This is a genomic window from Streptomyces sp. NPDC007264 (assembly GCF_042869095.1).
GTDB lineage: Bacteria > Actinomycetota > Actinomycetes > Streptomycetales > Streptomycetaceae > Streptomyces.
In genome coordinates, this window is sequence record NZ_JBIAFD010000013.1 from 124,937 (window position 1) to 139,010 (window position 14,074).

Below are 14,074 nucleotides of genomic sequence, written 5' to 3' on the forward strand. Positions count from 1 at the left end.
CACGACGCCGGGCATACGTTGGGCTCGCCCCACCCGTAAGGCACATGCCATGCTTCGCGCCTTACCGCGTCCCTCGGAGAATCCGTGCCCAGCCCCTACCGCGCCCTGTTCGCCGCCCCCGGCTCCAAGGGCTTCTCCGCCGCCGGTCTCCTCGGCCGGATGCCGCTGTCGATGATGGGCATCGGCGTGGTGACGATGATCTCGCAGCGCACCGGGCGCTACGGGCTCGCGGGCGCCCTCTCGGCCACTCTCGCGCTGTCCGCCGCCGTGGCCGGCCCGCAGGTCTCACGGCTGGTGGACCGGTACGGGCAGCGGCGGGTGCTGCGCCCGGCTGCGCTCTGCGCGCTGACCGCGGCCGCGGGGCTGCTGCTGGCCTCGCACCTCGCCGGGCCGGACTGGCTGCTGTTCGGCTGCGCCGCGGGCATCGGCGCCGTGCCCGGCCTCGGCGCCATGGTCAGGGCCCGCTGGGCCGCGCTGTACCGGGGCACCCCGCACCTGCACACCGCCTACTCCCTGGAGTCGGTGGTGGACGAGATCTGCTTCATCCTCGGCCCCATCATCTCCATCGGCCTGTCCACGAGTTGGTTCCCGGAGGCCGGGCCCCTCCTCGCCGCCGGTTTCCTCGCCGTCGGCGTCCTGTGGCTGACCGCCCAGCGCGCCACCGAGCCCGAGCCGCACCCGCGCGAGCGGCACACCGCCGGCAGCGCGCTGCGCTCCCCCGGGCTCCGGGTCCTGGTGGCCACGTTCGTGGCGACCGGGACCATCTTCGGCGCGGTCGACGTGGTGACCGTCGCCTTCGCCGACGAGCAGGGTCACAAGGCGGCCGCCAGCGTCGTCCTGGCGCTGTACGCGGCGGGTTCCTGCGTCGCCGGCGTCGTCTTCGGGCTGCTGCGCTTCGCCGGGACACCGCACCGCAGGTGGCTGCTGGGCATATGTGCCATGGCCGTGAGTATGATCCCCCTCCTACTGGTCGGAAGCCTGCTGTTTCTGGCCGTGGCGCTGTTCGTTGCGGGCCTGTCCATCGCACCCACCATGATCACCACGATGGCCCTCGTCGAACGGCATGTACCACGCGCACACCTGACCGAGGGAATGACCTGGGTGTCCACCGGGCTCGCGGTCGGTGTCGCGATCGGCTCCTTCGTGGCCGGCCGGGTGATCGACGCGGCCGGGCCGGGCGCCGGGTACGGGGTTCCGGTGGCGTCCGGGGCCGTCGCGGTCACGGTCGGTTTTCTCGGGTATCGCCGGCTGAGCAGGCCGGTTCCGCAGCGGGGAGGGTCCCATGAGCACCACAGTGAGCGGGAAGAGCGGCACGTGGCGTAACTGGGCGGGGAACGTCACCGCCCGGCCCGTGCGGCAGGTCACCCCCGCCTCGGTCGAGGAACTCTCCGCGGCCGTACGCAAGGCGGCCGAGGACGGCCTGACGGTGAAGGCCGTCGGCACGGGGCACTCCTTCACGGCCGCCGCCGCCACCGACGGGGTGTCGATACGCCCTCAACTGCTGACCGGCATACGCCGGATCGACCGGGAGGCGGGCACCGTCACCGTCGAGGCGGGCACCCCGCTCAAGAGGCTCAACGCCGCCCTCGCGCGCGAGGGGCTGTCGCTCACGAACATGGGCGACATCATGGAGCAGACCGTCTCCGGCGCCACCAGTACGGGCACGCACGGCACCGGCCGCGACTCGGCCTCGATAGCCGCCCAGATCAAGGGGCTCGAGCTGGTGACGGCCGACGGCTCGGTGCTCACCTGCTCCGAGCGGGAGAACCCGGACGTCTTCGCGTCCGCCCGCATCGGCATCGGCGCCCTGGGCATCATCACCGCCATCACCTTCGCCGTGGAGCCGATCTTCCTGCTCACGGCCCGTGAGGAGCCGATGCCCTTCGAGAAGGTGCTGGCCGAGTTCGACGAACTCTGTTCGGAGAACGAGCACTTCGAGTTCTACTGGTTCCCGCACACCGGCAGCACGAACACCAAGCGCAACAACCGCAGCGCCGGCCCCGAGCGGCCGGTCGGGCAGCTGAGCGGCTGGTTCGAGGACGAGTTCCTCTCCAACGGCGTCTTCCAGGTGGTCAACTGGGTCGGCCGCGCCGTCCCCGCCACGATCCCGGCGATCGCCCAGATCTCCAGCCGCGCCCTGTCCGCGCGCACCTACACCGACATTCCCTACAAGGTCTTCACGTCTCCACGCCGGGTGCGCTTCGTGGAGATGGAGTACGCCGTCCCGCGCGAGGCCCTGGTGGACACGCTGCGCGAACTGAAGGCCATGGTCGACCGGTCGGATCTGCGGGTGAGCTTCCCCGTCGAGGTGCGCACCGCGCCCGCCGACGACATCACGCTCTCCACCGCCGGCGGCCGGGACAGCGCCTACGTGGCCGTGCACATGTTCCGCGGTACGCCCTATCAGGCGTACTTCACCGCGGCCGAGCGGATCTTCACAGCGCACGCGGGGCGCCCGCACTGGGGCAAGGTGCACACGCGCGACGCGGAGTACTTCGCCGAGGTGTACCCGCGCTTCGGCGAGTTCACCGCCCTGCGGGACCGCCTCGACCCGGATCGCCGCTTCGGCAACGCCTACCTGCGCCGGGTGCTGGGTTCCTAGGCCACGTCACGGGGAGCACCCCGGCGCCGGACCGCGCGGGCGGGAAGCGGGAGAGGCGGGCGAAGCGATTGGTTCCGTTTCTGTCGACCAGGTGAGGAACGCCACGTTTGGGGGGCACGAAACAGGCGCATCGGACGACCAACTCGCCCCCCTTGCCAGAAGTTGGGCGGCGCGCCGACCCACGGACATGGTCCGAATGGAGTACTGTTGCGAGCCCTGGGCCCGGGCTCCCACCAGGATGTCCGGGTCCTTGCTGGACCGCCGGGAGGGGGCTAGTTGCACAGGGTGACGGTGTTGGTCACTTAGCGTTGCGAATAGGTAACCGTGCCATAACGGCGATGCAGGGCCCGTGCCCGACACGCCGGGCAACTCGGCAAGGTTGTGGCAGGCTGCACCCGGGCAGGCCACACTCGACTAGCGGAAGCAGCGACGCACGTGACGTCGGCAGGCACCACCCGGGAGGTCCCCATGCCCGAACTGCGTGTCGTGGCCGTCTCCAATGACGGCACACGGCTGGTGCTGAAGGCTGCGGACAGCACGGAGTACACGCTTCCGATCGACGAACGGCTCCGCGCCGCCGTGCGCGGCGACCGTCCTCGCCTCGGCCAGATCGAGATCGAGGTGGAGAGCCATCTCCGCCCGCGGGACATCCAGGCCCGCATACGGGCCGGGGCGTCCGCCGAGGAGGTCGCACAGCTCGCCGGGATCCCCGTCGACCGCGTGCGCCGCTTCGAGGGGCCGGTGCTGGCCGAGCGTGCCTTCATGGCCGAGCGGGCCCGCAAGACACCCGTGCGCCGACCCGGCGAGAACGCCGGTCCGCAGCTCGGCGAGGCCGTCCAGGAGCGGTTGCTGCTGCGCGGCGCCGAGAAGGACACCGTGCAATGGGACTCCTGGCGCCGCGACGACGGCACGTGGGAGGTCCTGCTGGTCTACCGGGTCGCGGGCGAGCCGCACTCGGCGAGCTGGACGTACGACCCGCCCCGACGGCTCGTCCAGGCCGTCGACGACGAGGCACGCTCACTGATCGGCGAGTCCGACGACCTCGCGGCGCCCGAGCCGAGCTATCCCTTCGTGCCGCGGATCGCCCGCCTGCCGCGCGAGGGCCGGCTGGACCGCGCCCTGGACCGCCAGGCGGAGCGCCCGGTCCTGCCGTCGCAGTCGCCCGAGCCCGTGGAGGAGAGCACCGCCGAACGCGACTCGCTCACCAGCCTCTTGGAGGCGGTGCCCAGCTTCCGCGGCGACATGGTGGTGCCCGAACGGCCCGCGGAGCCGCAGGAGGAGCCCCCCGCCGAGGAGCCGGCGGCGGAGGAGCCCCCCGCGCCCGCGGCCTCGGCCGGCTCCGCGTACGCGGACGTCCTCATGCCGCGCACGGTGGGCAGCCACCGCGACCGGTTGGTCGGTGCGACGGACCGTCAGGCCGAGGCGGACGGTGTCCGGCCCGGCCGCAGAGCCGCGGTCCCCAGCTGGGACGAGATCGTGTTCGGAACCCGGCGCAAGAAGCAAGAGTAGCCGGGCCCACGGGGACGGGGTCCACTCGACGACGGCGTGGACCCCGCACCTGGCGCCGTTCCGGAGCCGGACGCCCCGTCCGGCGGCCCGGTCGGCCACCCGTTCACTGCGGGTCGGGGCCCACCGCCACCGGGCGGTTGCCGTCCGCGGACCACTCCGACCACGATCCCACGTAGAGCGCGGCCGGGATTCCCGCGATCGCGAGTGCCAGCACCTCGTGGGCCGCCGAGACACCCGACCCGCAGTACACGCCGACCTCCGTGCCCTCCGTGGCGCCGAGCGACCTGAAGCGCTCCGCCAGTTCGGCGGCGGGCAGGAAGCGCCCGGTCGGGGCCACGTTCTCCCCCGTCGGCGCCGACACCGCGCCGGGGACGTGTCCGCCCACGGGATCGATCGGCTCGACCTCTCCCCGGTAGCGCTCACCGGCCCGCGCGTCCAGGAGCACCCCCGTGCGGGCCAGCGCCGCGGCACCGTCGGCGTCCAGGAGCCGCAGCGCGCCCGGCACGGGCCGGAAGTCACCCGGGACGGCCTCCTCCGTCCCCGATGTCACCGGTCCGTCCCAGGTGGCCAGCCCGCCGTCGAGCACTCGCACGTCCGGGTGACCCGTCCAGCGCAGCATCCACCACGCGCGGGCGGCGGCCCAGCACTGCCCGCCGTCGTAGACGACGACCGGCCGGTCCGCGCGGACGCCGGCGGCCCGCACGGCGGCGCCGAAACGCTCCGTGTCGGGCAGCGGATGCCGTCCGGCGCGGCCGGGGGGGTCCGCGAGGTCGGCGTCCAGGTCCACGAAGACGGCGCCGGGGATGTGCCCTGCCGCGTACTCGGCGCGGCCGTCGAAGGGCGCGGCGCCCGCCGCCTTCGCGGCGGTCAGCTGCCAGCGGACGTCCAGGAGCGTGGGGGGTCGCGCTCCCGCCAGGTCACTCGCGAGTTCGGATGCGGAGATGATGGCCTTCATGGGCCCATCCTTGCGTACGGGGTGGCCGCCTCGCTCAGGTCCGGCTACTCTGCTCCGCCGGACAGGTCCGATCACCCGGCGTACGGGATCGGACACATGCCGTACGGCCGACGGACATCCCGCGTTCATCGCATCGAAACGGATGCGAGATGACGAATCGGGCCTGCTCGGGCCGTGGGCCGAACGGCCGCCACGAGGGGCCGAGGAGAGAGCGACCATGACCGAGGCACGGGAGTCGGCCGGCCGGAACGGCGCACCGCACGCTCGACACGCGCCCGGCACACCGTGCCGGGTGAGCCTGATGGTGCACGGGATCGCGGCGACCCGGGAGTTCTACCGGGCGCTGTTCGGCTGGGAGTTCCGGCCGGGACCGCAGCAGCTGGGGCCCTACGTGCGGGCCGTGCTGGAGAGCCACGACGTGGCGGGCATCGGGCAGCTGCCGCCGGACCGCCACCTGCCCATCGCCTGGACGCCGTACCTCGCCTCGGACGACGTGGACGCGACCGCCGAGGCCGTCCGCAGCTGCGGCGGCACGGTGGGGGTCGGGCCCCTGGACGCGGGAGAGGCAGGACGGCTGGCGATCGCCTGCGACCCGATGGGCGCGGTCTTCGGCGTCTGGCAGGCGGCCGGCCCCCTCGGCACCGTCCTGACGGGTCAGCCCGGCACGCCGGTCTGGCACGAGCTGCTCACCTACGACACGGAGAGCGTCGCCAAGTTCTACCAGACCGTCTTCGGCTACGAGGAGGAGCCGGTCGTCTCCGCCGACGTCGACTACGTCACGCTGCACATCGGGGGCCGTCCGGTCGCGGGCATCCACGGCGTCGGTCATGCCCTGCCCCGCGACCGGGGCCCACACTGGATGACGTACTTTCAGGTCGCGGACGTCGAGACGGCGGCCGCGCGGGTCACCGAGCTGGGCGGCCATGTCGTGCGTCCCGAGAGCCACACGGCCTTGGGCCCCACGGTCACGGTCGCCGACCCGGAGGGCGCGACGTTCTCGATGGTCAGCCGGGCCGACCGGGCATTCGGGTGAATCGCCGGTCGGCCCGGGCCTGGGGTCAAGGGGTGACGTCGACGGTCACGTAGTCCGCCGACGCCTCGTGCAGCGCGTCTCCGTCGTAGGAAACCACGTAGAGGGTGCTGCCCTTGGCGGGCGGTACGTCGTCCACCGTGAAGGAGCCGTCGGGGCCGACGGCGACGGCGGGCAGGTCGATGACGCCCTTCTTCGTCACCCTGCGCACGTCGACGGTGGTGCCGGCCGACAGCGCGGCCCCCGGCGTGGTCAGGGTGCCGTGGATCTCCACCCCCGACGTGGTCGCCCGGGTGGGCGGGTCGAGGGTCAGGTCGGTGGGCGCCTTGACCACGTCCACGGCGAGCGTGGCGTCCTGGGCGGGGTCGTGCGCGGAGTCGCCGGCGAAGGAGACGGTGTAGGTGGCCTGCCCGGTGACGGCCGGGGTGTCGTCCAGGGTGAAGGTGCCGTCCGAGCCCACGGTGGCCGACGGCACCGCGTGGTCGCCGTCCGAGTCGTGCCGGAGAGCGGTCACCTGCACGGGGCGGCTGGGCGCGGGGCCGTTCAGCTGCAGCCGGCCGGAGATCCGCACTGCCTGGCCGGCGTACGGGGTGCCGGGCTGCGCGGTCAGCGGGGAGTCGAAGGAGGAGTGGTAGCGCGCGTCGGGGTTGCTGATGACGTGGAGCCAGTACGCGTCCCCGGCGGCGTCGGTGGTCATGGCGAACAGGCGGGAGCCGTCGGCGCTGAAGGCCAGTCCGCGGTCGGCCACGCGGTCGCCGCCGTTCGTCCCGTCGGTGAAGGCGTACTCCCGGGGGGCGTCGCCCCGGGCGGGATCGGCGCTCTGGACCAGGAGGTCGGCCGCGGTGCCGTCGACCGCGCCACCGCGCGCGAGGAGCGAGCCGTCCGGGCTGAACGCGACCGCCGTCGAGCTGGTGCCGTCGGGCAACGGCCCGTATCCGGGCGCCACTTCGCTCAGGTCGGTGATCGACAGCGTCTTGGTTCCCGACACCCCGGCCGCGACCAGGGCGAGCTCGCCGTCAGGACTCACCGCCACGTCCCGCGGCACCGTCGTCGGGTCGTTCGGGCCGACGAACCCGCGCAGGGCCGACCGGGTGAGGTTCGACCCGGTCGCGTTCCACACGCCGACGGCCAGCTTGGACCCGTAGGCGTACGCCTCGACGATCTTGTCGCCGGCGGGTGAGACAGCGATCTTCGGGTCGACCTCGCTCGAGATGCTCTCCGGTTGGTCGCCGCCCGGCAGGACGCTGTAGAGCGCCTGGGGCTCGGTGGTGCAGTCCGTCGGGGCCGACTGTCTGGTCATCCTGGTGAACCGGAGCGTGCCGCCGGTCGTCACCACGATGTCCCCGGCGCACCTCCCCTTGAAGAAGTCGCTGCGGACCCAGCCGCCACCGATGTAGGAGAAGGTGTCGGGGTTGAACATCAAGATGTAGCTGCCCACGCCGACGTAGAGGATGCTGCCGTCCGCGGAGAGCATCATCGCTCCCGGGTCGATGAGGGCATCGGTCTTCACGGTCCGCAGCAGGTTGCCGTCGAAGTCGTACACCAGCAGTTCGTGCACGGTGGCGTTGAGCGCGCCCGTGGTGACGTAGACACGCTGGCGGCCCTGGTCGACCAGCATGCGTGAATAGGTGCTGGACGGCAGTCTGACAGCGGTGTCCGACGGTTCGCCCGGCTCGGCCGCGTGCGCGGCCGGTGCGCCGGTGGTGAGCGTGGCGGTGCAGACCGCCAGCGCGGCGAGCAGACCGCGGGCCCGCCGGAAGCGGGCATGACGATGGGCATGACGGTACTCAGACAAGTGAACCCCCCCAAGAGTCCTGTCGAACCGTGATCGCCGCCGGGGCGGCGCTCGGACTGTAACAGAACATCAGTTCTCATACGGCGGAATCGGTTTCGCGATGTGCTCCGCCGCAGGACCTGGCGCTGATCAAGGCCCGCTGTGGATCAGCGACGCCCACAGGTGCGGTCGGCCGGTGTGCTCGGTACGCAGACGCCGGATGACATGGTGGAGTGCGAGCGCCGCGTCGTCGGCGGACGGCGTGTCCGGCATCAGCCGGTAGAAGTGGTCGGCCGCGTCGGCCGCGACGCGGTCGTCCAGCGGCCACAGACTCGCGACGACGTGCCGGAACCCGGCCAGTTGGAACGCGGAGGCGAGGTGGATGGACTCGTCTGCGTGCCGCCAGCCGACATGTCCGGTGGAACACGCGGACAGGTAGGCGAGTTCGGCCTCCCGGAGGTTGCGGCGGCCGATCTCCGCGATGGACAGCACGCCGTCGTGGAGGTGGAGCCCGCCCTCGGACGGCGTGTCGGGGTCGGTGCCGGCGTGGCAGGCGAAGTGTGCCCAGCTCGCCTCGGGGAGTGCGCCGGTCACGCGGGCGGCGGTGGCGTGTTCGTTGACGAGCAGCGGCATGCCGGGATGGGCGGCGTGCAGGTTCGCCGCCTCGGCGGCGGTGGCCGGCAGGTCCGGCAGACCCGGGGTCCGGTCGAGAGCGACCGTGAGCCGGCGCAGGCCCGTCGCGGCCGGGCGTTCGCGAGCACGGGCGAGGGCGCGCAGGGTGGGCGTGTACGACGAGATCACCCGGTCGAGCGCCCCGGCCCGGCCGGGGTGCCCGGCCGCGTGCAGCGGCAGCAGCCCGAGCAGCCCGGTCGGCATCCACCACACACGGGGCGGTGCCCCGTCCTCTCCGCGCACCCGGCGTTCGACGGCGTCCAGGACCGGCTCGACCGCCGTGTCCCACAGCCGGCCGAGCAGCTCCGTCAGCACTCGTCGCCGGCGCAGCTCGCCGGTGAAAGAGCCGGCGCCGTGCGTCGCTTCGGTCAGCTCGGCGGCCCACGCCTCGACGTCCGCCAGCCGCAGTGCGGGCAGCGGCACCGGCAGTGGCGGCCCGTCGGCGGTGACGACGACGGCGTCGCACCGCTGCAGGCCGGCGTTGAGCAGCACGACCGCCCCGCCGGTGGTGGTCGGCCGCAGTTCGGTCCACGCCGGCGGCAGCAGGAACCGGTCCAGGCCCGGCAGTCGGCGGATCTCCGCCAGCACGGCGTCATGCTCGGCCCACAGCCGCTTGCGCCGGTCGACGAGGTCCTGGTCCCGGCCGCCGGGCGGCGCCATGGCGGGAGGGTCCGGCGCGTTGAGGGCGTCGCGGACGTGACGCAGGCGGCCGGCCAGCGCGGGGTGCTCGGCTTCGAGCTCGGTGAGGGGGGTCCGCAGCGCCAGCCGGGACGCCAGCAGGACCGCCCGGCCCAGCTCGCCGGCCCGGAGCGCACCGCCCGGATCGTCGAGGGCGCAGTGCACGGCGATCGTCTCGCCGATCAGCCCCCGGTTCGCGCCGAGGCGGTGCTCGTGGTCCGCTGCGGAGGTCTCCCGCGCCGCGACCAGCGGCAGCAACTCCACCGCCGTGTCGAACAGCAGCCGGGCGGTGTGCAGTTCATCCAGTACGTAGGCCAGCCGGCCGACCGACCAGCAGGCGCGGAGCCGGTTGAACGGAGGCGCCGTCGTGGCCGCGAGCGCGTCCTGCGCGAGCCGGGCGATCCGCGACCGGTCGAGGGGGCCGCCGCTGTTCCACCGCCTCATGTAACAGGTCCCGAGGAGATGGATGCGTGCCGCCCGGTTGGGATGGTCGGCGGGGGTGGCCGCGACCGCCCGTTCCGCGGCGTCGACGGCGCGGTCGAGGTCGGACGCGGCACCGGTCCGCTGGAACCGCAGCCGGTAGGCATGGCCGAGGGTGGACAGATGTCGGGCGCGCTCCGGATGGTCGGCGGGGACCGCGGCGGCCGTCTCCTGCGCGAGGGCGACAGAGCGGTCCAGGTCGGCCGGGTCGCCCGAGTGCTCGTACCGTGTCTGATGGGCCCGAGTGAGGTTGAACAGGCGCAGCGCACGGTCCGGATGGTCCGCCGGGGTGGCCGCGACCGCCAGGAGCGCGAGGTCGACGGCGCGGTCGAAGTCGGTCCCGGCGTGGCTGCGCTGGGCCCGCTCCTGGTACGCGACCGCGAGGTTGTTCAGGTGCATGGCCCGGCCCGGATGGTCGGCCGGTGTCGCGGCCACGGCCTCCTCGTGCTGCGCGACGGCCCGCTCCAGGTCGTGCAGGCTGCCGTTGTGCCCGAACCGTTGCAGGAAGGCGATGCCGAGGTTGTTCAGGCGCATCGCACGGTCCGGATGGTCGTCCGGGGTGGCGGCCACCGCGCGTCTCCCGGCGTCGATGGCCGCGTCCATGTCGGACGCCTTCCCGGTGCGGACGAACCTGGACCAGTGGGCGAGGGAGAGGTTCGACAGGCGGTACGCGACATCCGGGTGGTCCGTGGGCGTGGCGGCCACGGCCTGTTCGTGGTGCGCGACGGCCATGTCCAGATCGGCCACGTCCCCCAGCCGGTCGAACCGAGTCCGCAGGGCCGCCGCGAGGTTGTTCAGGACGGTCGCGCGGAGCGGGTGGTCGGCGGGCACGGCGGTGACCGCTCTGTGCAGGCTCTCGACGGCCCGGTGCATGTCGGCGGGGTTTCCGTTGCGGTTGAATCGCGCGGAGTGGGCGGCACCGAGGTTGGACAGGCGGGGCCCCTGATCCGGGTGGTCGGGGGGTGTGGCGGCGACGGCCTGCTCGTGCTGCGCGACGGCCAGGTCCAGATCGGCCACGTCGCCCAGCCGATCGAACCGAGCTCTGTGGGCGAGACCGAGGTTGGACCGGAACGTTGCGAACTGGCGGTGGCCGGGGGGCGTCGCGGCGACCGCACGATCGAGGCGGTCGACGGCCCGGTCCAGGTCCGCCACGTCCCCCAGCCGATCGAACCGCTCCCGGTACGCGATGCCGAGGTTGGACAGGCGGGCTGCGCGGTCGGGAGCGTCGTCCGGGGTGGCGGCCACCGCGTGTTCGAGCTGGTCGACGGCCCGGTTCAGGTCGGCCGGGCGCCCGGTCCGCTGGAACCGGTCGAGGTAGGCGACGGCGAGGTTGGACAAGGCGTTCACCCGGTTCGGGTCGCCGGTGTCGACGGCGACGGCCTGCTCCCCGATGTCGATGGCACGGTCGAGGTCGGCCGGACGGCCGGCCCGTTCGAAGCGCGCCAGGTGGGCGGTGCCGAGGGTGCTGAGGATGGTCGCCCGGTTGGGGGAACGGTCGGGGGTGGCGGCCAACGCGCGCTCACCCGTACCGATGGCGCGGTCCAGGTCCGCGGCCTGCCCGGTCTCCTGGAACCGCAGCAGGTGTCCCGCGGCGAGATTGGACAGGTACGTCGCCGTGTTCGGGCCGGCGCCCGCCGCGAGGACCGCCTGGTGCGCCAGCTGGATGGCCCGGTCCAGGTCGTTCGGGCGCCCGGCCCCCTGGAACCGCAGGAGATGGGCCGCGCCGACGTTGGACAGGATCAGCGCGGTGTTGGGGTCGCCGTCCTGGAGGGCGGCGACGGCCTGCCGCCCGATCTCGACCGCCCGGTCGGCGTCGTCCGCCTGTCCCGTCAGCGTGTACCGCACCCGGTGGGCCTCGGCGATGTTGTGCAGGCGGGTGGCGCGGTGCGGGTGGTGCTCCGGCGTCATGGCGACGACGCCCTGGAACAACGCGATACAGGTGCCCACCAGGACCGTGTCACCGGACCCGACGGCGCGGCCCAACAGGTCGATCGCCTGCTGGTTCAGGAGCTCCGGATCGGGTGGCGGGTCGGAGGACATCGCCCATGAGACTACCGGCCGACCGGAGGAAGGGGGAGCGGGCGGACGCCTGACCCGGCGGACCGAGGACGCCGCCACCGCGGTCGTCATGTTTCCCCGCGGCGGCGGTCGCGATCAACCCTGAGGAAGGGCGACTGCCGCCGCAGGGCCGGGACGATGCCTCGGGGACGGTGACCAGCCGGAGGCCGGCTTCCTCGAATTGTCAGTGGTGGCAGGCAGGATGACGGGCATGACAACACCCGCAGCTGTGATCACGGATGCCGCCGCTTACGCGCAGGCGGTCGAGGACGCGGTGAAGGCGGCCGCCGCCTACTACGGGGGCGGGACGTCGGCATTGGACGACGACGCCTACGACCGGCTGGTGCGAGGCATCGCCGCGTGGGAGGCCGGCCATCCCGAGCAGGTGCTGCCCGACTCCCCGACGGGGAAGGTCGCCGGCGGCGCCGTGGAGGGCGATGTCCCGCACACGGTGGCGATGCTGAGTCTGGACAACGTGTTCTCGCCGGACGAGTTCACCGCCTGGACCGCCTCCCTGGCCCGGCGCACAGGCCACGAGGTCGAGCGGTTCAGCGTCGAGCCGAAGCTCGACGGGCTCGCGGTCGCCGCCCGTTATGCCGGCGGTCGCCTGAGACAGCTGATCACACGCGGGGACGGGACGGCCGGGGAGGACGTCTCGCACGCGATCGGCACCATCGAGGGCCTGCCGGAGGAACTCGCCGAGCCGGTCACCGTGGAGGTCCGCGGCGAAGTCCTGATGACGGCCCTCCAGTTCGAGCACGCCAACGAGGTGCGCACCGCGCACGGCGGGCAGCCGTTCGCCAACCCGCGCGGCGCCGCGGCGGGCACCCTGCGCGCCAAGGAGCGCGCCTACACGGTGCCGATGACGTTCTTCGGCTACGGCCTGCTGCCCCTGCCCGACACCGAGACGGCACTCGCCGGGCGGCTGGGCGAACTCGCGCACAGCGAGCTGATGGCGCGGGCCGCGACGTTCGGGATCAACACCACCGCCGCCACCGCGGTGCCCGGCATCACCGCCGACACCGTCGAGCAGGTGCTGGCCCGGGTGCGGGAGATCGCCGCTCTGCGGGCCGAGCTGCCGTTCGGGATCGACGGGATCGTGATCAAGGCCGACCTGGCCGCCGACCAGCGGGCGGCAGGCTCGGGTTCGCGCGCTCCGCGTTGGGCGATCGCCTACAAACTGCCGGCCGTCGAGAAGATCACCAGGCTGCTCGAGGTGGAGTGGAACGTCGGCCGCACCGGCGTCATCGCCCCGCGCGCCGTCCTGGAACCGGTCGAGATCGACGGCGCCACCATCACCTACGCCACCCTGCACAACCCGGCCGACATCACCCGCCGCGACCTGCGCCTGGGCGACCACGTCATGGTCCACCGCGCCGGCGACGTCATCCCCCGTGTCGAAGCCCCCGTCGCCCACCTGCGCACCGGCGACGAACGGCCCATCGCCTTTCCCGAGACGTGCCCGCGCTGCGGGGCCGGCATCGACACCGGCGAGCAGCGCTGGCGCTGCGCGAACGGACGCAACTGCCACCTGGTGGCCGCCCTGTCCTACGCGGCCGGCCGCGACCAGCTCGACATCGAAGGCCTCGGCCACACCCGCGTCGTCCAGCTCGTCGACGCCGGCCTCGTCGCCGATCTCGCCGACCTGTTCGCCCTCACCCGCGAGCAGCTCCTGGGCCTGGAGCGAATGGGGGCCACCAGCACCGACAACCTCCTCGCCGCCATCGCCGCGGCCAAGAGCCGCCCGCTGTCGCGGGTGCTGTGCGCGCTCGGGGTCCGCGGTACCGGCCGCTCCATGTCCCGCCGTATCGCCCGGCACTTCGCCACCATGGACAACATCCGCGCCGCGGACGCGGAAGCGATGCAGCAGGTCGAGGGCATCGGCATCGAGAAGGCCCCCTCGATAGTCGCGGAACTCGCCGAACTCGCCCCGCTCATCGACAAAATCGCCGCCGCCGGGGTCAACATGACCGAACCCGGCGCCACCGCGCCCATCCCCTCCGACGGCGACACCGGCGACCACGACGAGAGCACCGAGCGTGCGGGCGGACCGCTGGCCGGGATGACCGTGGTCGTCACCGGCGCGATGACCGGCCCCCTGGAGAAGCTCAGCCGCAACCAGATGAACGAACTCGTCGAACAAGCCGGCGGCCGCTCTTCCTCCAGCGTCTCCAAGAAGACCACCCTGGTCGTCGCCGGGGACGGCGCGGGGTCCAAGCGAGCCAAGGCCGAGGATCTCGGCATCCGCCTGGTCACCCCGGACGCATTCGCCACCCTGGTCGCCGACTACCTCGGCTAGGCCGGAAGGAGTACTCA

Annotated in this window: 8 protein-coding genes; 5 read left to right on the forward strand and 3 right to left on the reverse strand. The window is 73.1% G+C overall.

The genetic code is table 11. From position 1 onward, the window contains the following. Window positions 1-84 precede the first annotated feature (84 nt). The 3 genes from ACFYMU_RS22860 (at window position 85) to sepH (ending at window position 4,111) form a co-directional block, all read left to right on the forward strand. A complete protein-coding gene (locus ACFYMU_RS22860) occupies window positions 85-1,323 on the forward strand; it encodes an MFS transporter (RefSeq protein ID WP_388376059.1) in 1,239 nt (412 codons plus the stop codon). Further along, on the forward strand, window positions 1,283-2,602 hold the full coding sequence (locus tag ACFYMU_RS22865; protein ID WP_388376062.1) for a D-arabinono-1,4-lactone oxidase: 1,320 nt from the start codon (window positions 1,283-1,285) through the stop codon (window positions 2,600-2,602). The genes ACFYMU_RS22860 and ACFYMU_RS22865 overlap by 41 nt, the downstream gene beginning before the upstream one ends. Before the next feature lie 468 nt (window positions 2,603-3,070). Next, the gene (gene sepH, locus ACFYMU_RS22870; RefSeq protein ID WP_388376064.1) at window positions 3,071-4,111 is read left to right on the forward strand and encodes a septation protein SepH; all 1,041 of its coding nucleotides are present in this window, start codon (window positions 3,071-3,073) and stop codon (window positions 4,109-4,111) included. Window positions 4,112-4,214: 103 nt separating this feature from the next. Here sepH and ACFYMU_RS22875 read toward each other — a convergent pair whose 3' ends face one another. Further along, window positions 4,215-5,066 carry a sulfurtransferase gene (locus ACFYMU_RS22875; RefSeq protein WP_388376067.1) on the reverse strand — a complete coding sequence of 284 codons (852 nt, stop codon included), beginning with the start codon at window positions 5,064-5,066 and terminating at the stop codon, window positions 4,215-4,217. 217 nt (window positions 5,067-5,283) lie between these two features. Between ACFYMU_RS22875 and ACFYMU_RS22880 the strand changes: the two genes are divergently transcribed. Beyond that, window positions 5,284-6,099 (forward strand): VOC family protein, encoded by an 816-nt coding sequence (locus ACFYMU_RS22880; RefSeq protein WP_388376069.1) that lies wholly within the window; start codon window positions 5,284-5,286, stop codon window positions 6,097-6,099. 25 nt (window positions 6,100-6,124) lie between these two features. Here the strand turns inward: ACFYMU_RS22880 and ACFYMU_RS22885 are convergent, their stop codons facing one another. Together ACFYMU_RS22885 and ACFYMU_RS22890 are read right to left on the reverse strand one after the other, a co-directional pair. Further along, a complete protein-coding gene (locus tag ACFYMU_RS22885) occupies window positions 6,125-7,891 on the reverse strand; it encodes a WD40 repeat domain-containing protein (protein ID WP_388376072.1) in 1,767 nt (588 codons plus the stop codon). 129 nt (window positions 7,892-8,020) lie between these two features. Then, window positions 8,021-11,740 (reverse strand): CHAT domain-containing protein, encoded by a 3,720-nt coding sequence (locus tag ACFYMU_RS22890; protein ID WP_388376075.1) that lies wholly within the window; start codon window positions 11,738-11,740, stop codon window positions 8,021-8,023. A 229-nt stretch (window positions 11,741-11,969) separates the two neighbouring features. Between ACFYMU_RS22890 and ligA the strand changes: the two genes are divergently transcribed. Then, window positions 11,970-14,057: an NAD-dependent DNA ligase LigA gene (ligA, locus tag ACFYMU_RS22895; RefSeq protein WP_388376078.1), complete on the forward strand. Its 2,088-nt coding sequence runs from the start codon at window positions 11,970-11,972 to the stop codon at window positions 14,055-14,057. The last annotated feature ends 17 nt before the right edge of the window (window positions 14,058-14,074 follow it).